Below are 19,567 nucleotides of genomic sequence, written 5' to 3'. Positions count from 1 at the left end.
AACAAGCAGAAAGGTACGGACTAGACCGAATCCCGGTCCTGCGCGTCCAGCATGTCAGACGCTGTGGGCGCGGACATGGCCGCTCCGGCGCGCTTGAGCGCTTCAAGCGCTTCATGAATGCTGGTCTCCATCAGGCTCGCCGCGCTTTCCACGCGCTGGCTGGCCGCATCATAACGATCCACATCCAGCTGGCCGACCGCCGCCTCGATACGCTGAGCGGCGCCATCCACACGCTGCCCCAACTCGCCAGACAGTGATTCAAGGCTGGCGCGGAAATCCGACAGGGTGTCATCCAGCCCGCCCGCCGGAATGGAGCGGGCGATGGCGCGCATTTCCTCACGGAACGCATTCAGCTCCGCGGCCACATCAAGATTGGACCCCAGGCGGGTCTCGTGCAGGGCGGACGCGGCGATATCATCGATATCGACCGTATCCACATCCTCGTCCCAGATTCCCGGATGGGGCGGACGGGATTCCTCGCCTTCAAGCACGAACTCTTCAAGCTCGTCCTCAATATCGAGGGAGTCCTGCGCTTGCGCATCCTGCTCCAGATCAAAGGACAGGTCCGGCTCATCATCGGATGCCGGCGCGGGGCCGCTCTCGAACGCCGGCTCATCAATCGTCGGCGCAGTCTCTGTCATCGGATCGGCCGCATGCTCGGCCATGTCCATCGAATCGAATTCGCCGCCCTCATCCACGTCCAAGGACGTTTCAGTCGTGTCCGGCGCACTCAGATCCTGCGACTCATCGTCGGAAGCCGCATCATCCGCGTCGGACAAGGCCGCTTCCAGCTCATCCTCGTCCAGAGCCAGGGTGTCCGCTTCCAGCGGACGTTCCAGCTCCCAGTCGTCCTGCGCTTCGGGAGACGGCACGAAATCATCAAGATCGATGGAATCCGCATCCTCATCCAGCGACGCAGACAGAGCCGAAGGCGCAGAGTTAGAACCGGCGCATTCCGTCTCTTCGTCGTTCTGACCGGTTCCGAAATCCCATTCGTGTTCCGCCAGATCATCCATGACAGCCTCGCCCTCCTCGTCGGAGAGCGACTGGTTGCTGATGTGATAATCCTCATCCCGGGGGTGATCGGGCTGGCGGGCCAGATGCACCGCTTTACTGGCGGGATCACCGAACAGGGTCTGCGCCAGCGCATCACAGGCCGCGTCCACGTCCTCGACGCTCGCTGAAGGCGCGCAAAGCGCCCAGGTCAGCGCGCCCAGCGGCGTGAAGCGCACATGATCTGTTGCTGCGCGTTCCAGATACAGAGAGGTGAAGCGCTCGAGCTCCGCGGCCAGCGCCTCGGCATGCGCCGTCGCCGGCGGACGCAATTGCAGGATGAACGCCGCCTCCCCGTCCCGGGGTTGAACAGCATCAGCGGTGGCCAGCTCCATACGTCCCAGCCGGAGCGAATCACCCCGGTCCCTAAGTCATTTAGACACACACCAGAGCGCACCGACCTTGCGAAGGTCTTAACATAGAGTGAAATGGGTTATTCGAAGCCCACCACGTTCGGCAGCCCCTGTCCGCCCGGCGCCATCGCCACGCCATCGGCGTGAATGATCGCCAGCGAATCCGGGCCCAGATAGGCGCCCAGCATGGAGGGCGCATCATCAATGGCATGCACCACAAGGCCGGGCGCGTAACGAGGTCTTGAATTCGCCTCGGTCGGCGCAAGCTCCGCGCTGGACACCTGCAGCAGGGTCAGGTTGGAGAGGGCGCGAACATCCACATCCATGCCCTCGCCTGCCTGCATGACAAGCCGGTCCGCATAGACCCGGAGCGGCGACTGGACATTGGCCGGCGCGTTGTTGATCGCCAGGAACGGCCGATCCACAGGCTCGGAGCGGCCATTGTCTGTCGGCACGAAGCGATAGCTCAGAGCCGCATCCGCCGGGGCGAACAGGGCGAGCGCCTCCGCCGTCACCCGCGCCATCACCAGACGCTGTCGAGCGCTCATCATATCAGGCAGGCGCACATCCAGACCGCCTGCGAACTGCTCGGGCAGGGCGGTGAAGCCCCGCTCTCGCCCGGAGCCGTCAAACAGAAGCGCGCTCTCGCTGGACAGCTGCACGGGGTAGCGCTGCTGGGAGATCTCGCAGCCGCCATCCTCGCGCTGGCGCTGAAGCGCCACGGCGATTTCGTTCGTCAGTCCCTGTCCGTTCTCCGGCAGGTCGACGCGGTACCGCACCTGGCCCGCCCCGGCCAGACGGCGGGAATCGATCAGCTGACCGTTGAGCGCCACATGGGCGACCGTGGTCACGCCGACCGGCCCGTCGGGGAGACGGAAATCAAGACCCACGCCGTCAGCCGCGCGACCACGGGGCGCATTCGCCAGCTCATAATCGAACCGCCATTCGCGACGATCGGAGACCTGCTGCACGCTGGTGTCCACGCCCAGAGCCTCGAGCGACAGCACCGCCGGGCCCTGCGCGTTCAGGAACTGGACCGGGTCGACCGAGACGCCGCGGGCGATGGTGGACAGCTCGCTGGTGAGGAAGCGGATCGTATCGATGCGCTCGGCATCGGTGACGGCGACCATGGTGGCGCCGGCGCGCCGCCACAGGCTGGCGCCCGCCGCAGCACTGTCGCCCACGGGCTGGAAACCAGCCCGCTGAAGGTTTTCACGCGAGGCCGCCAGGATCACGCCCTCAAGCCCCGATTCAACTGCAGCCGTGGCGTCAGCGAGATCCATCATGCTCACGACAAATCCGTTGCGGTTGAGGCGCGCCCCCAGACGCGTGGAGATTTCAAACCAGTCATCCCCCTCATCCATGGCGATCACCACATGACGCGGGGTCAGCGCCAGCACGTCACGCACCGAGGTCAGGGGCCCCTGCAGCTCGATCTCGAGCCCGGACTCTGGGGCGAGGCTCAGAACCGCGCCCATGGAACGGTCCGAATGACAGACCTCTGCGGACACATCGCCCGCGAGCTGCACGCCGATGCGCGCTTCTGTCGAGCCATCCACGATGTCGCTGAGATCAAACACCCAGTTGAAGTCCCGCTGGCCCGGCGCCAGCACGCGCTCCATGACCCGGCGCCCGTTCACCGTGACCCGCAGGGCGGTGACCGCCTCCACGCTGACATCCTGCCGGCCGTTCAGCACCAGCCGCACGGCACGCGACTTCTGGTCCCGAACCAGCGGCAGGGTGGCGGAGGCGTAGGAGGGATAACCGGACACGACGAGACCGTCCTCATGGCCGGCGTCGGCAAAGCTGACCTCATACTGGCCGTCACGCCCCAGGGCCGCCTGCGCGGTTGTGAGCCGATCAAAGACCTGGCGCACGAACAGACCGAACTCGCCCTGCCCCGCATTGAGCTGGCCAGAGACGAACAGGGTCGCCACGCTGGCGAGCGCGATCACGCCCAGCGAGGCGGAGAACCAGGGAAAGCGGCGCTTGTATTCGCGGTTGGTCTTCATCTCGGACCCGCCCTTCTCTCGATCGCGTGCAGGAAGGCTGATCCATCAGCGCCAGTCGCGTTTGAGGGTGAATATCTTCCGGTTCCGGCTGGCGTTCTCGCCAGTCCGGTCGATCTTGTTTCGGCCATCAGCATGAGTGTCGGCCCCTCACAGACTGAGCGAGAAGCCGGCGCGGAAGGTCGCGCCGTCATAATCGCGGGCCTGAATATTGGAGCGATTGTCCAGATAGCCCGCCGCCACAAAGGCGTTCACGCGCTCGGTCAGCTTGCGCTCATAGCGCGCCTCGACCTCGAAGCGTTCATCCGCACGCGCGAAGGGTTCCTGGGTCGAGAAGGCCGCCTCATAGTCCCGGTCGCGATAATCAGCGAGCAGAGCCGCAGAGCTGGCGTCATCGATATTCCAGATGATTTCGCCGCGCAGGCGGGTCTCATCAAAGGAGAAGCGATCCTCGTCCGCATCGGCCTGTTCGAAATAGGCCGACAGCCGCACGACAAGCGCTTCATCCATGGGACGGAAGAACTGTTCGACCCCGATGCGGACCCGCTCTGAGTCGAGCCCCTGCAGGTTCGCCCGTTCAAAGTCATAGGCATTGGCGCGCACCCGGAAAACGGTTTCAAGCGCGCGCCCGCCTTCGGGGCGATAGCGCAGCTGGGCCTCCGCTTCCGGACGGGTCCAGTGTGCGTCGCCATCCCGGCTCAGGGCGCTGTAACCCGCCGACAGGCGCAGTTGCAGCCGGTTGTCGGCGGTCGTGTTCCAGTATTGCAGGCGCGGCGTCACCAGCACCGAGTTGAGTTCGTCCCGGTCCGGGTAACCCCGCAGGCGCAGCTGGCCCTCAAAGCGCAAGACCTGACGCCCGGACAGAGGCTGGACGCGGCGGACCCAGGTGTTGGAATCCCAGCCTGTCTCAAGATCGAACACCCCAGCGCCCAGTGCGGTCAGTTCTTCATCCGCAGAAAACGGATCGGACCGGGTCAACATGTTGGTGGATTGCAGCTCGAACTGGCCGTCCGCCTGGGCCGCGCCCACGCCTGCGGTCGCAGCCAGTCCCACAGCAAAAATGCAGGTGCGCATGGAGTCGTTCATCGTCCCACCCTTGACCCATCTGCGAAGGCAGATGAATTGCCCTTCCGAAAACCAGACTTTAATGCTTCGTTAAGTCTGACAGTTAAACCAGTACGCGGGCGAACCTGAACGCGTCATGAAGCGGTAAGGCGTCGCGCCCATGCTCAAGGACACAGACCCGGCGCTTCGCACCCGCTCAGGCAAGCCCTATGCCGCTGATGCGCCTGCGGATTCCGTCCGGAAACGGGACACGGGGACATCCCACCTCGATGATCAGGGGCGCACCGCCGATTTCTTCAGATCCGTGGATTCAGCCCCGGCGGGCGTATCGATCGCCCGACCGAGATGGGTGCAGGACGTCGCGCTCGTGACCTTCACCTTTTTCGCGATCATCCTGCTGGCGTTGCCGGAACTGGCGCGCGCCACGCTCGACCTAGAGGTACCGCGAGATTTTGTCGGCTTTACGGCTGACCGGATGAATGCGGTTCTGCCGGTCCGCACCTTCCTTCTGAGCTTCTTTCTCACCTATGCGCTGTTCGCCCACGGCTCGGCGGGCAAGCGCACGGTCCTGCTGTTCAGCTTCGTGGTGAAATTCGCCCTGGCCTGCGTGCTGGTGGACCTGGCCGCCTGGGCGAGCTGGAGAGGCGCGAGCGCAGTCTGGCCGGTGCATTTCCAGCAATTTCTTGTCGGCATGGCCGGACTTGTGATCTTCCCGCACACGCTGATCAGCCAGGCCCGTCTGCCCATCGCCTCGGGCACGCCCGTCCTGCGTGGCGGCAAACTGCACGAATACGCCATCCTGTTCGTGACAGGCGCCATCGCCGCACTAACGGCCGTACTGGTCTCCACCGTGTACGCCCCCGAAGCGGAGTATCTACGCTCCATCGCCCTTCTGGGCGGGATGGGCCCGGGGGTGTTCCTCGCCCAGCAAGTAATGGGGGTTCAGCTTGCGCTGATCGGCTGGTTCCGCAATCAGGTTTCGCGCAGGCGCGCCTTCGCGCCGCCTGTCGCCGTGATGATCCCCGCCCATAATGAAGCGCACCAGATCCGCGAAACGCTGCTGGCCGTGGACGCCGCCGCTGCGCGCTATAAAGGCGATGTGCGGGTGATCGTGATGGAGAACTGCTCCAGCGACGACACCGCGCAACTGGCCGAGAACACGCTGGCGAAATGTGAGCATCTGGCCGGCTGGCGGGTAGACGCCAGCACCGTGCCCGGCAAGGCCCGGGCGCTGAACCGCGGTCTCGACCTGATCGAGGAAGGCTTTGTGGTCCGGATCGACGCCGACACCGTCATTGGACGCGACGCCCTGAAAGTCGCCATGCGCCATTTCGCCAGCAACAAGGTTGGCGGCGTGGGCGGCTTGCCCCTGCCCCATGAAGGCGAAGGCCTGCTCTCAAAGGTGCGCGCCATCGAGGTGCTGCTGCGCCATGGATTTGTCCAGGTCGGCTTTGGCGCGTTTGGCGGCGTCTTCGGCCTGCCCGGCATGTTCGTGATCTACCGCAAGTCCGCCCTGGACGAGGCGGGTGGTTTCACCGAAGGCATGAATGGCGAGGACACCGACATCACGCTGCGCATGGCGTCTCTGGGCTATCGGATGGTCGCGGACCCCAAGGCGAAATTCTACACCGAGACTCCCGATTCCCTGGCCTTCCTGCGTGAACAGCGCACGCGCTGGTTCCGTTCGCTTTATCATGTGACGGCGCATAACCGGGACGTGCTGTTCCGTCAGGGCTCGGTGATCGGCAATGTCTCCCTGCCCTTCACCCTCCTGAACGGCGCGCGGCGGGCGATGATGACGCCGCTTCTGATCTACGGCCTCGTGGTCTTCTTCCTGTTCGGCGGCGTCTACGGCCATCCCGGCTTCGCCACGGTGATCGCGGTGATCATGGGCATGCCGTTCGTGCTGGCGCTGTTCGTGCTGATCCTGTGGCGACGGCTCGATCTCATTCCGATCCTGCCGCTCTATATGGGATTCCGCTTCCTGCGCTCGTACTACACGCTCGGCTCGACGCTTTCTCTGATCTATCCCGACAGGGCGGCTGAGCGCGCCTTTGACGCGCCCAAGCCCCGTCAGAAACCGCCCTTCGCCAGCTAGGCCGCAGCCTTGCCCTCGACCTCGTCCGGTTTGATGCGGAAGAACAGGGCGTAAAAGACCGGCGTTGCGATCATGGTCAGCACGGTGGCGAAGGCGAGTCCGCAAATGATGGTCACCGCCATGCCCTGGAAGAAGGCGTCAAAGATCAGCGGCGTCATGCCGAGGATCGTCGTCCCCGCCGCCAGCAGCACCGGCCGCAAGCGACTGACCGAGCCCTTCACCATGGCGTCAAACCGGGCCTGGCCCTTGTTGATGCGCTGATCCACCTCGTCCACAAGAACGATGGCGTTCTTGATCAGCATGCCCGAGAGCGACAACAGCCCCAGAAGCGCGGTGAAGGAGAAGGCCACACCGGTCGCCAGAAGCCCCATCGAGACGCCGCAGATCGACATCGGCACGATCAGCCAGATGATCAGCGGCTGACGCACGCTCTGGAACAAGAGGAAGCTCGTCACCAGCATCACCAGGAAGCTCAGGGGCAGCACGCCGCCCAGGGATTCATTGGCTTCGCTCGAGGCTTCGTGCTCGCCGCCCCATTCCAGAGTGTAGCCATGGGGCAGATCGATCTGGCTGACGATCTCGGCGAAGCGCGGGAAGGCGGAGGCCGCGGTGGTCTCGTCCGATCCCGGATTGCCCTGCACGGTCAGGGTGCGCACCCGGTTGCGGCGCTGGATCAGGCTTTCATGCGCTTCAAGCTCGAACCCGCTCACCACCTGGCTGATCGGCACATAGGCGTTCTGCGACGGGCTCCAGATCAGACGGTCCGTCAGGCTGTCCGGCGTGGCGCGTTCAGCCTCCGGCGCCCGGGCGATAATGGGGATCAGAAGATCACCCTCCCGGAACACGCCCACGCGCGACCCGGATGTGGCGTAGCTCAGGGCCTCGGCGACATCGCCGCGAGTCACGCCGATGGTGCGGGCGCGCTCGGGCAGGATCTGGGGCACAAGCACCAGCTCGCGATTTCGCCAGTCGGTGCGCAGATCGCGGAACTCGCCAGCCTCGTTGAGACGGCGCATGGCCTCTTCGGCCAGCGTGCGCAGCACTTCGGCGTCCGGCCCCATGAAGCGCGCTTCCAGCTGGGCGCCCGACGGCGGGCCGAAGACGATTCTTTCGGACCGCGCCTCGAGCTGGGGATAGGTGTCGCTGACATAGGCCAGGATGGCGTCCGCCAGAGGCGGAATCTCATCCAGCGTCCGGGTCTGGACAATCAGCTGACCATAGGCCGGATTGGGCTGTTCGCTGGCATAGGTGAGCATGAAGCGCGTAGCGCCGCGGCCCACAAAGGCGTCAACAGACCGGGCATGCTCCTGCTCGCCGGCGAACCGGGCCACATCGCGGATCACCTCATCGGTGTCCAGGATGTCCGCGCCCTGGGGCATGGTCATGTTCACATAGAACATGGGCGTGTTGGAGTTGGGGAAGAACGCCTGGCGCACAAAGCCAAAGCCATAGATTGAGCCGATGAAGATCACCACCAGCGCCGCGACCGTGGCGATGCGGTGCCGGAGCGCCAGGACCAGCATGTTCCGGTAGACGCCATACATGCCGCGATCATGGGGGTCGGCGTCCGGGTCGGCCTTCTCGCCCTTGAACAGGTGATAGGCGATCATCGGGGCGACCGTGATGGCGAGGATCCAGCTCAGCATCAATGATATGCCGATCACGGCGAAGAGCGAGAACAGGAACTCGCCCGTGGAGTCCGGGGACAGCCCGATCCCAGAGAACGCCATGATGCCGATGATCGTCGCGCCCAGAAGCGGCCATTCGGTGGAGGAGACCGCATCCTCGGCGGCCTTCATCCGGTCCTCGCCGCGCTGGACGGAGACCTGAATGCCTTCGGTCACAACGATGGCGTTATCCACCAGCATCCCCATGGCGATGATCAGCGCGCCCAGCGAGATGCGCTGCATGGTGATGTCAAAGGCGTTCATGAAGAACAGCGTGCCGAGCACCGTCAGGAGCAGCACGACACCGACGGTCACGCCGGCCCGCCAGCCCATGAACAGGCACAGCACGCCGATCACGATGCCGACCGACAGGGCGAGATTGACGAGGAAGCCGTTGGTGGCCTCGGCGACGACAGTGTGCTGCTCATAGATCGGTTTGAGCTCGACCCCGACCGGCAGGTCCTGCTCGAGCTCGGCCAGACGGGCTTCGACCGCTTCGCCCACATCGACGATATTGGCGTCCGCCAACCCGGACACGCCCAGCGTGAAGGCGGGTTCGCCATTATGGTAGATGTAGACGTCTGCGCGTTCGACCGGCGCCCGGGTGACATTGGCGATATCGGACAGGCGCAGGGTCTGACCTGAATCGCGCGGCGAGATCAGAAGGTTCTCGATCGACTGCACCCCGCCGATGGACTGGGGCATCTCGATCCGCAGCAAGCGGTCGCCCGACGGCGCCTCGCCCGCGGACACCACGGCGTTCTCGTTGGACAGTGTGGACAGCACCGCTTCCACCGGCAGGCCCAGACGCGCCAGATCCTCTTGGGAAATCTCGATATAGATGCGCTCTTCGGGGACGCCGGAGACCTGGACCTTGGACACCCCGTCCACGACCAGAAGCTCGCGACGCAGATCATCGGCGATGTCGCGGATCTCGCGGTCCGTATATCCCGGCGCCACCACGGCATACAGAATGCCGTAGACATCACCGAAATCATCGAGCACCACGGACTCCCCGACACCCGGCGGCAGCGAGCTGGCGGCGTCGCGGATCCGCTTGCGCAACTCGTCCCAGACCTGCGGCAGCTCCGTGCCATCAAATTCGTCGCGCATGCGCACGTGAATTTCACTGACGCCGGGCGAGCTTTCGGAGAACACCTCGTCCAGCTGGCTCATCTGCTGGATGGCCGTCTCGAGCCGTTCGGTGACCTCGTCCTCCACCTCTTCCGCCGTGGCGCCGGGATACGGCGTGACCACAATGGCTTCCTTGATGGTGAAGGCGGGGTCTTCCAGACGTCCCACCGATGTGAAGCCCTGTATTCCGCCAAACAGGCAGAACAGGATCACCAGCCAGGTCAGGACCGGGCGTTCGATGGACAGGCGGGCCAGGTTGAACCGGCCGCCCGTTTCCGACTGTGCGCTCTTGCTCATGACTGTCGCTCCCGGACCCGATCAGTCAGCGATTGCTGGAATTGATGGGGCGAACGAGCATGCCCTCATGCAGGGCGGTCACGCCGGCGGTGACAATTTCCTCTCCGGGCTCGAGCCCTGAATGGATCACCACCTGCCCGCCCTCGATGGGGCCGGCCAGGACATCGCGACGGCTGACGGCGCCCGTCGTCCCGTCATAGATCCAGACCGAGAAAGAGCCGTCCGGATTGGAGCTGAGCGCAGACAGCGGGGCGACAACGCCCTGCTGGTTGGCGGACACGGTCTGGGGCAGGTTCACGGTCACCGACGCCGTCATGCCCGGCAGGATGTTGGCGGGCAGATTGTCCGGCAGGGCGAACAGCGCCGTATAGGTCTGAGACGCCTGATCCGGTTCGGCCACCAGCTCGCGATATTCCAGCGTGAAGCTCTGATCGGGCAGGAAGGGGAAGCGCGCAATCATGTCGGGCTTGTCTTCACGATCGACCTGGGCGATCAGGCTTTCGGGCACCTGGATGGCGACCCGCAACTCGCTGATGTCCTGGATCCGCACCACCGGCTGCCCCGGGGAGACCGTGGTGTAATTGTCCACCAGACGGCGACTGATCAGACCGTCAAACGGCGCCGAGATCGTCGCGTACTCCAGATTCTGGCGCGCATTGTCGAGCGCCACGGCCCGCAGATCATAGGCGGTCTGGGCGTCTTCCAGAGCCGCGTCAGACGCAATGCCGCGTTCGTTGAGCGTGCTCTGGCGGTCCAGATTCTGCCGCGCCTGCTGAAGCTGCACCTGCGCTTCGCGACGAGCGCGTTCGAAGTCCTGCGTCTCCAGACGAGCCACCATCGCGCCCTGCTGGATCAGCTCGCCTTCGGACACTGGAAATTCGGCGAGCCGCCCGCCCACCTGGAAGGACAGATCGACCGTAAGGCGCGCTTCGACGCGCCCCACGAATTCTCTCTGGTTCGAGGTCGCTGCAGCTTCGACCGCCTCGATGCGCGCCGCCCGCGGCGGCGCCTGCTCTTCTGGCTCGGCCGGAGAACAGGCCGCCAGAACGCCGATGGCGCAGGCGGTGAGGAGTACGGAACGGGCAATCATTGGGGAGACTCCGTCACAAGGGCGACGAGGCGGGCTTCTATGGCCCTGCGCTCATCAGGCGAACAGGTTTCAAGTCCGAGAATTTCGGCAAAGTGCAAGCCGTCAGAGGCCAGAAGCGCGATCCGGCCCAGAACCGGATCGGTCGCGTGCGCCAGCATGTCGTCACGCATCTGAACATGCACCTGACGCACAGGCTCGATCAGCTCGGGATTCTCGGCCAGCGCGGCCAGCAGGCCCATATAGACCTGCCGGTCCACATGCTTGTCGTCGAAGAAGGCGCACAGCATGGCGGGCAGTACAGGCGCATTGTCCGAAAGGGCGCGCGCCTTCGCCTCTTCATGACGGGCGAGGAAACGCCCGGTCATGCGTTTGATCATGCCTTCGATCAGCGCGACCTTTGACGGGAAGTTGTAGAGCACCCCGCCCTTTGAAAACCCGCTTTCCTTGACCACCGCGTCAATCGTCAGATGCGCGCCGTCACGCGCGACCACGCGCTCGGCCGCGTCCAGAATCAGGTCGGACGTGCTGACCTTTTCGGTCGCTTCCGGGTTGGGAATTTCAGGCTTCAACCGGTGCTCCATGGGCAGGACAAGACATTTTGCTGCACTGCATTTATACCGTCTGGACGGTTTTACAAGAGCCAAACCGTCCAGACGGTACACATAATGTTACACACGAGCGCCAAACACCTTCTGCGCGTGCTCCCGACCTGTCTGGAGGTGTCTTGATGTGACAGAATCTTGAAAAAGGCGGCTCCAACCGATCCTTTGACTTCCCGGCTCGCCTCGCCCTTGCTATCGGGAGGCGCGCGACGGGCTTACGCTCCGTCAGAGGCCGAACAATTAGGATATGATCTCATGGCGGATCTTGGGCAGCTGGGCATTTTCGGCGTCCCGCTCTTCGGGCTGATAGGCTTCATGTTCGCTGCGTACGCCATTGTGGCGAACGACGTGATCCAGACCCTCGGGACGTTCCTGGCGTCCAACTCCAAACGGCACTGGCTGGTCTTGTGGGCGTTCGCAGCCAGCATCATCGTCGCCGTCATGCTCTACGGATATTTCGGCAATCACGGCGATATCGCCTTTGGTCGCCTGAACCGCATTCCCTATCCCGAAACCGGCATTCATTGGTGGCATGTGCTGCCGCCTCTGGTTCTCCTGATCCTGACCCGCTTCGGCATTCCGGTCTCCACCACCTTCCTCGTGCTCACCATCTTCACCCTGACCGGCGGCTCGGCCACGGCCGGCGTTCTGGGCAGCATGATGATCAAGTCGGTGATCGGCTATCTGGTCGCCTTCGGCGCGGGCATGGTGCTGTTCATCCTGATCTCGCGCATGTTCGAAACCTGGGTCTTCAACACCGATGTGGAAGACCATGGCACGCCCAACTGGCACATCCCGATGGTGGGCGGCCTGACGGCGCTGCTGGTCTACCTGCTGGTCAACGGCCCGGTCCTGCCCGACCTGTCCCAGGCCAACTGGGTCGCGACGGGCATCGTCATTGTCGCCAGCGCCGTCGTTGCGTTCGCCACGCACCGGTTCAACACCTGGTATGTGCTGCAATGGCTGTCGACGGGTTTCCTCTGGTCGCAATGGCTGATGCAGGATCTGGCGAACATCTTCGTCTATCTGCCGCGCGAGACCGTGGTTGATCCGGTCACCGGCGACGTCACGGTCACCTTCTCGATCGGCCTGCTGATCTTCTCCACCCTTCTGATGCTGGGCCTGCATGCGCTGATCTTTGCGGCGCGCGGCGGCGAGATCCAGAAGATCGTCCTGTCCAAGACCAACACCGTGGACGTGCGCGCGGCCACCGTCGTCGACTTCGCCTTCGGCGTGATCCTGATGTACTTCAAGGAGATCAACGACATCCCGATGAGCACCACCTGGGTGTTCCTGGGGCTGCTGGCCGGTCGCGAGCTCGCCATCTCCGTGGTCGCGAAGCTGCGCGGCATCAAGGATGCGGCGTTTGACGTGCTGACCGACATCATCCGCGCCTTCATCGGCCTCGTCATCTCGGTCGTCATGGCTCTGGGCCTGCCCTTCCTGGCCACAGGCCACCTGCCCAATATCGGCGAGGCGCTCGGCTTCGCCCGGGCCGAGCAACCGGTCGCCGAGCAGACCGAACTGGTCCATTTGCCCGGCGCTGATGACAGCGTGCGCTAGCAGCCCGACAATCAAGACCCCTGGATCAACCCCGCTTTCCGGCGGGGTTTTTCATGTCGGTTCCCGTGAAAACTGAAAATTTCGCCATTGTGTGATGGCCCCTAGAGCGTGCCGTGCTAAATCGCGAATGGGCAGGCAATTGATCAGGGGAAGGGCGAGGCATGCAGACCTCTACCCAGAAAGACACACACGAAGCGGAAAAGAGCGGTTGGGTCGGCTGGCTGCAGATCGGCGCCATCATCGCCGTGATCGTGCTGGCCATGATTCTCACCACCGTCCTCTCCACAGGCGGCGAAGCGACCAGACAGACCGCACCGGAGCGTCCCGCCACGCCCGTCGAAATCGCCCGCCCTGTCGCCGAACACCATCAGATCGAGATCGCCCTGACCGGCGCCGTCTCCACGCCGGCCGATATCAGCCTGTCTCCTCAAGTGGGCGGACGGGTCATAGAGGTGTCGGACGCCGTGCGCGCCGGCGCCTTCTTTGAAGCCAATGACGTGCTCTTCCGGATCGACCCGCGCGATTATGAAGTTGCGGTGTCCCGTGCGCAGGCCGGCCTCGCCGACGCCCGCAGCGCCCTGGATCAGTTGACCGCAGAGGCGGAGATCAATCAGGCCGAATGGCGCCGCGAATACCCCGGCCGCGAAATCACGCCGCTGGCCGCGCGTGAGCCGCAACTGGCCGCCGCCCGCGCCGCGGTCGAAGCCGCCCAGGCGGATCTGGCCCAGGCGCGGCTCAATCTCGAGCGCACCAATATCCGCTTTCCGTTTCGCGGCCGCGTGATCGACAGCCGCATCGCGCCCGGACTTCTGGTCTCTGCGGGGCAGAGCTATGGCGCGGTCTATGACATCGAGAGCCTGGAAGTGGTCGCCCCGATCGCCCCGGCCGAGCTGGCGCGTCTGGATGAGGCTGTGGGACGACAGGCAATGCTGAGCATCACCGAGACGGGCCTGAGCCTGAACGGTGAGATCGTGCGCGAAGGCGCTGACCTGAACCCCCGCACCCGGTTCGTCGACCTCTATATCGCCCCCGACACCCCTGATCAGCTGCGCCCAGGCCAGTTCGTGTCCGTAACGGTGACCGGGCCGGACCTCGAACGCGGTCTGATGATGCCGGGCTCCGCGCTCGTCGGACTCGATCAGGTGCGCATCGTGCGGGACGGCCGCATCGAGGAAGTGACCATCGAGGTGCTGGACCGCTGGGACGGCGATGTCTTCGTGGCGCCTTTTGACTATGCCGAAGGCGTGATCCTGACCCCGGTTCCGGAAAACGCGCTCGGTCGCCGGGCCAATATTCTCAATGCGGACGAGGCGCGCCCGTGAGCGATCCTGTCCTGCCCCCGTCCGCCCATGCCGGTTGGCCCGGCAAGGGGCTGATCGCCTGGTTCGTGAGCAATCCGGTCGCCGCGAATCTTCTGATGATCCTGTTCCTACTGGGCGGCGCCATCACCGCCTTCACCATGCAGACCGAGGTCTTCCCCACCCTGCAGCCGCGAACGGTGCAGGTGGCGGTGATCTATCCCGGCGCCACGCCGGGCGATGTGGAGGACTCCATCACCCGCCGCATCGAGGAAGCGGTGATCGGGCTTGAAGGCGTGGACCGGGTCCGCTCCGTGGCGTCTGAAGGCCGCGGCACGGTGACCGTCGAGTTGCAGGACTTCGCCGACGCCCAAGTGGTCAAGGACGATGTGGAGACCGCCGTCTCCGCCATCGCCGACTTCCCCCCCGCCGACGCCGAACAACCCCAGATCCGGGTGCCCCAGCCGGTCACCACGATCCTCACCTTCGCGCTTACCGGCCCTGTGGACGAAGCCGCCCTGCGCGAGGCCGGCTCCCGGCTGGAACGCGACATGCTGGCGGAAGACGGCATTTCCACCGTCCGGCTTCGCGGCGTTCGGGCGCTGGAGATTTCCATCTCCGTGTCCGAAGACGCCCTGCGCGAGTACGGGCTGACCTTCACCGAAGTGGCGGACGCTGTGTGCGCCGCCTCGGTGGACCTGTCAGGCGGCGAAATCCGCACCCGGTCGGGCGATATCCTGTTGCGCACCAATGCACGCCGGGAGACCGGGGACGAGTTCGCGAACATCATCCTGCGCTCGTCTGAAACCGGCGCGCGGGTTCGTCTCGGCGATGTGGCGGTGATCAATGACGGGTTTGAGGAAGACCCGCTGATCTCGCGCTTCAACGGCCAGCCCGCCGTCTTCATCGATGTGCAGACCCAGGGCTCCGAGGACCTGCTGGGCGTCAGGAACGCCGCCATCGCCTTCGCCGAGACCGCAAGCCTGCCGCCGGGCGTGGCGCTCGAAATGGTCGTCGACCAGTCTCAGGTCTTCCGCGACCGCATTTCTCTGCTCGCCCGTAACGCCATCATCGGCTTCACGCTCGTCTTTCTGCTGCTCGTGCTGGTGCTCGACCTGCGTCTGGCGTTCTGGGTGTCCATGGGCGTGCCGATCTCCTTCCTCGGCGGCTTCGCGCTGTTCGGCATGGCGGGCGTGACGCTGAACTTCATCACCACGTTCGGTCTGATCGTGGTGCTGGGCATCGTGGTCGATGACGCCATCGTGGTGGGCGAGAACACCGACCGTGAACGTCAGAAAGGCCGCTCTGAAGAAGAAGCCGCCATCGCCGGGGTGACCGGCGTGGCCGCGCCGGTTCTGGTGGGCGTTCTGACCACCATGGCCGCCTTCGGACCGCTGATCTTCTCGGGCGGCACCTTTGGCGAGATCACGCGCCCCATCCCGATCGTGGTGATCTCGATCCTGGCCGTGTCGCTGATCGAGGCCTTCTTCATCCTGCCCTCTCACCTCGCGCATGGCGGTCACTGGTCGCGCGGCCCGCTGGCGCGCATTCAGGACAAGGTGGCTCAGATCCTGACCGCCTTTGCGGAGGGAACCGTCAGCCGCTGGGCGCATTTCGCCGCCCGCATGCGCTGGCTGGTGGCTGCGGCCGGCATCGCCATCCTCATTCTGGTGATGACGCTCGCCACCTCCGGCATTGTCCGCTTCGTCTTCTTCCCGGCGATTGAATCCGAACAGATCACAGCCGATATCAGCTTGCCGGACGGCGCGCCTTTCACGGCCACCCGCAACGCCGCCGAGCAGATGATCGCCGCCGCCGAATCCATCCAGCGCGAATACGCCGAGACTGGCGAGCCGGTGTTCAAGTCCATCGAGGCGACCATTGGCGGGCGCACGAGCCTGTTCGGAGGTCCGGGCTCGAGCTCGACCACCACGATCGCGTCCAACGCCGCCCAGATCCAGATCCAGCTGACCCCGTCCGCCGATCGCACCACCAGCTCCTCCGAGCTGGAATCCCTGTGGCGGGAACGCACCGGACAGCTGGCCGGGGTGGAGCAATTGTCCATCATCTCCTCGGCGGGACCACAGGATGCGGACATCGCCTATGAATTGTCCCACCCAGAGAACGAGGCGCTGGAAGCCGCAGTGCGTCAGCTGGCGGACTGGCTGGCGGAGATCGACGGCGTGTCCGAGATCGAGGATGGACTCGATATCGGCAAACGCCAGCTCAACTTCACGCTGACCCCCGCTGGCGAAGCAGCCGGGCTGACGCCGCGCGATGTGGCCCGCCAGGTGCGGCAGGCCTTCTTTGGCGAGGAAGTCCAACGCATCCAGCGCGGTTCGGACGAGCTGCGCGTCTTCGTGCGCTATCCGGACGAAGAACGGGTCGGCCTGTCCGAACTCGGTGATCTGCGCATACGCACGCGCGATGGCGAGAGCCTGCCGCTCAGCGTCGCCGCGACCATCACCGAGAGCCGCAGCTACACCCGGATCGAGCGCATAGATGGCCGCCGCATCGTGGAGGTGACCGCTGATGTGAACGAGGCGCGCCTGACGCCCGGCGAAGCCCGGGCGCGGGTTGAAAGCGAGATGCTGCCGCAACTCGTCGACGCGTATCCTGAACTGCGCTGGACCCTCGCGGGCGCCGGGCGTGAACAGGCCGAGGACTTCGCCAGCCTCGGGCGCGGCCTGCTGATCGCGATCGTGATCATGTATGCGCTGCTGGCGACCCAGCTTAGAAGCTATATCCAGCCGCTGATCATCCTGATCGCCATTCCCTTCGGCATTGGCGGCGCGATCCTGGGCCATTTCATACTGGGCTATCCGCTCTCCTTCCCGTCCATCTTCGGCATGGTGGCGCTGTCGGGCGTGGTGGTGAACGCCTCCATCGTGCTGATCGACCGCTACAATCTGAACGTCAACGAGCGGGACATGAAAGCCGAGGACGCCATCGCCGAGGCGGCGGGGCGGCGCTTCCGCCCGATCCTTGTGACCACGCTGACGACCGCGCTCGGCCTGTTGCCGATCATCGCCGAGCAGAGCCCCCAGGCCCAGTTCCTGGTGCCCATGGCGGTGTCGCTTGGAGCGGGCCTCGTCTTCGCCTCCATCACCATCCTGATGCTATTGCCGGCTCTGGTGATGATCGTGGACGATGTGCGCGCTTCCCCCCTGACCAGCCTTGCCGTGATGGCCGGACTTGTCGTCGCCCTGATCCTGCTCAGTGTCGCGGGCCTGATCGGATTGCTGGTCCTGCTGGCGGTCGGCGGATTGATCGGCTGGCGCGTCTGGCGCAAGCGCCGTTTGGCCAAAGCCTGATCATACTCTGACATGCCCACACAAAAACGCCGGCCCGAGGGCCGGCGTTTCCATGTTCGACTGCCCCCTCGCCTATTCAGGCTTGGGCAGGTCAGTGCGCCCTGATTGCTCCTTGGCGATGCGGGCGATCAGGTCTTCGACCTTCATCGTGCCCATATCGCCATGGTCGCGGTGACGCACGGCCACTTCCCCGTTCTCCGCCTCTGCATCGCCCACCACCAGCATATAGGGGATCTGGCGGTGCTGGGCGTTGCGGATCTTCTTCTGCATCCGCTCGGAGGCGAAATCCGTCTCGGTGCGGATGCCGGTATTCACCGAATCCACCTCGGAGAAGAACAGCTGGTCGCGGACCTTCTGGGCGTACTCCTCGTGACGGTCGGCGATCGGGATCACCACCGCCTGGGTCGGGCTCAGCCAGGTCGGGAACTTGCCGGCATAGTGCTCGATCAGGAAGGCGGCGAAACGCTCATGGCTGCCCATGGGCGCACGGTGGATCACATAGACCGGCTGCTTGGAGCCATCCTCTGCCGTGTAGACGAGGTTGAAGCGCTTGGTCGCCATGAAGTCGAGCTGGTTGGTGGAGATGGCGTATTCGGTGCCCACGACCGATTTCACCATGAAGTCCACTTTAGGGCCGTAGAAGGCGGCTTCACCCTCGACTTCCTTGTACGGATAACCGGACTCGTCCATCGCCTGCTTCAGGATCGACAGAGCCGTCTTCCAGCCTTCGGCATCATCGACATACTTGTCGAGATTCTCCATGTCCGGCAGGGACAGACGCATCCAGAAATCCTGAATGCCGAAGAGGCGGTAATAATCGGCGTGCATGTGCATGACGGCCAGGAACTCGTCCTTCGCCTGGTCTGGACGGCAATAGATATGCGCGTCGTTCTGGCAGAAGCCGCGCACCCGCATCAGGCCCGACAGGCCGCCCGAGGCCTCATAGCGATAGACCTGACCGTATTCGGACAGACGCACCGGCAGATCGCGATAGGACCATTGGTCATGCGCGTAGATCATGTGGTGGTGCGGGCAGTTCATCGGCCGCAGATAGTATTCCTGCTCGTCGATCATGATCGGCGCGTACATGTCTTCGGCATAGTACGGCAGGTGACCGGAGCGGTGATACAGATCGCCCTTGGTGATGTGCGGGGTGGAGACCCGCTTGTAGCCCGCGCGGTGCTCGGTGATGCGGGCGAGCTTTTCAAGCTCGTCGCGGATCACATTGCCCGCAGGCAGCCACATGGGCAGGCCCGCGCCCACTTCCTCGACCAGCGTGAACAGGCCCAGCTCCTTGCCGATCTTGCGGTGATCGCGCTTGGCCTGCTCTTCCAGACGAGTGACTTCGGCTTCGAGCTCTTCCTTGGTCTCGAACGCCAGCGCATGGATGCGCTGAAGCTGGGCGTTGTTCGCATCGCCGCGCCAATAGGCCCCTGCGATGGAGCGCAGCTTGAACTCGCCCACCTGGCCCGAATGGTCCACATGGGGACCGCGGCACAGATCGACGAAATCGCCGGTGCGATAGAAGGTGATCTCATCAAGACCTTCGCCCGCGACGGATTCGTCACCCGTTTCCTTGGCGATGGCGGTCGAGCCCTTGTCGCGCAGCAGTTTGAGAAGCTCGACTTTGAAGTCCTGGCCTTCCTTGGCCATGTATTCGATGGCTTCATCGATGCCGTGGGCTTCGCAATAGAACTTCTTCTTTTTCTTGCGCAGCTCTTTCATGCGCTTCTCGATCTTCGGAAGATCCTCGACCGTCAGCGGCTCTTCGAGCTGGATGTCATAGTAAAAGCCTGTGGCTGTCGCCGGACCCACGCCGAATTTGGCGTTCGGCCAGAGGTCCTTGATCGCCGCCGCCATCAGGTGGGCGGCGGAGTGACGGCGCGTCTCTACCGGGAAGTTGTCCTGCGACATGGTGTTTAGGCTTCTTTGACAAAAAAGAGAGGTTGGATTGCACGTAAGAACATTACGCTCTTCGACGTTTAAATCCTCGCTTCGCGCCTGTCCACAAAGCCCGCTGCGCC

General features: G+C 64.2%; 11 protein-coding genes. 4 read left to right on the top strand and 7 right to left on the bottom strand.

Annotation, left to right across the window (positions count from 1 at the left end; genetic code table 11):
* Positions 1 to 20 precede the first annotated feature (20 nt).
* The 3 genes from B2Z70_RS04245 to B2Z70_RS04235 form a co-directional block, all read right to left on the bottom strand.
* Positions 21 to 1,388 (bottom strand): hypothetical protein, encoded by a 1,368-nt coding sequence (locus B2Z70_RS04245; RefSeq protein WP_292981404.1) that lies wholly within the window; start codon positions 1,386 to 1,388, stop codon positions 21 to 23.
* A gap of 98 nt (positions 1,389 to 1,486) precedes the next feature.
* Positions 1,487 to 3,418 carry a hypothetical protein gene (locus tag B2Z70_RS04240; protein WP_292981401.1) on the bottom strand — a complete coding sequence of 644 codons (1,932 nt, stop codon included), beginning with the start codon at positions 3,416 to 3,418 and terminating at the stop codon, positions 1,487 to 1,489.
* Positions 3,419 to 3,565: 147 nt separating this feature from the next.
* Positions 3,566 to 4,501 carry a hypothetical protein gene (locus B2Z70_RS04235; RefSeq protein ID WP_292981398.1) on the bottom strand — a complete coding sequence of 312 codons (936 nt, stop codon included), beginning with the start codon at positions 4,499 to 4,501 and terminating at the stop codon, positions 3,566 to 3,568.
* Positions 4,502 to 4,640: 139 nt separating this feature from the next.
* Between B2Z70_RS04235 and B2Z70_RS04230 the strand changes: the two genes are divergently transcribed.
* On the top strand, positions 4,641 to 6,578 hold the full coding sequence (locus tag B2Z70_RS04230) for a glycosyltransferase family 2 protein (RefSeq protein ID WP_292981395.1): 1,938 nt from the start codon (positions 4,641 to 4,643) through the stop codon (positions 6,576 to 6,578).
* Here the strand turns inward: B2Z70_RS04230 and B2Z70_RS04225 are convergent.
* Genes B2Z70_RS04225 through B2Z70_RS04215 form a run of 3 tightly spaced genes read right to left on the bottom strand, consistent with a single transcriptional unit; the run spans position 6,575 to position 11,335 of the window.
* Complete coding sequence (locus B2Z70_RS04225) at positions 6,575 to 9,676, bottom strand: efflux RND transporter permease subunit (RefSeq protein WP_292981392.1); 3,102 nt, start codon at positions 9,674 to 9,676, stop codon at positions 6,575 to 6,577. The genes B2Z70_RS04230 and B2Z70_RS04225 overlap by 4 nt on opposite strands.
* A gap of 25 nt (positions 9,677 to 9,701) precedes the next feature.
* A complete protein-coding gene (locus B2Z70_RS04220; protein WP_292981389.1) occupies positions 9,702 to 10,766 on the bottom strand; it encodes an efflux RND transporter periplasmic adaptor subunit in 1,065 nt (354 codons plus the stop codon).
* On the bottom strand, positions 10,763 to 11,335 hold the full coding sequence (locus B2Z70_RS04215) for a TetR/AcrR family transcriptional regulator (protein WP_162010993.1): 573 nt from the start codon (positions 11,333 to 11,335) through the stop codon (positions 10,763 to 10,765). Before B2Z70_RS04215 ends, B2Z70_RS04220 begins: the two co-directional genes overlap by 4 nt.
* A gap of 288 nt (positions 11,336 to 11,623) precedes the next feature.
* Here B2Z70_RS04215 and B2Z70_RS04210 point away from each other — a divergent pair, with 288 nt between their 5' ends.
* From B2Z70_RS04210 to B2Z70_RS04200, 3 genes are all read left to right on the top strand, one after another.
* Positions 11,624 to 12,931, top strand: a complete 1,308-nt coding sequence (locus B2Z70_RS04210) for a hypothetical protein (RefSeq protein WP_009802770.1) — start codon at positions 11,624 to 11,626, stop codon at positions 12,929 to 12,931.
* A 161-nt stretch (positions 12,932 to 13,092) separates the two neighbouring features.
* Complete coding sequence (locus B2Z70_RS04205) at positions 13,093 to 14,253, top strand: efflux RND transporter periplasmic adaptor subunit (protein WP_009802769.1); 1,161 nt, start codon at positions 13,093 to 13,095, stop codon at positions 14,251 to 14,253.
* Positions 14,250 to 17,543, top strand: a complete 3,294-nt coding sequence (locus B2Z70_RS04200) for an efflux RND transporter permease subunit (RefSeq protein WP_292981381.1) — start codon at positions 14,250 to 14,252, stop codon at positions 17,541 to 17,543. The genes B2Z70_RS04205 and B2Z70_RS04200 overlap by 4 nt, the downstream gene beginning before the upstream one ends.
* Positions 17,544 to 17,615: 72 nt before the next feature.
* Here the strand turns inward: B2Z70_RS04200 and thrS are convergent, their stop codons facing one another.
* Complete coding sequence (gene thrS, locus B2Z70_RS04195) at positions 17,616 to 19,457, bottom strand: threonine--tRNA ligase (RefSeq protein WP_292981378.1); 1,842 nt, start codon at positions 19,455 to 19,457, stop codon at positions 17,616 to 17,618.
* Between the last annotated feature and the right edge of the window lie 110 nt (positions 19,458 to 19,567).

This window comes from Oceanicaulis sp. UBA6590 (genome assembly GCF_002433705.1).
Classification (GTDB): domain Bacteria; phylum Pseudomonadota; class Alphaproteobacteria; order Caulobacterales; family Maricaulaceae; genus Oceanicaulis.
Note: the sequence above shows the minus strand (reverse complement) of the source record. Positions and strands in the feature narration are given on the sequence as shown.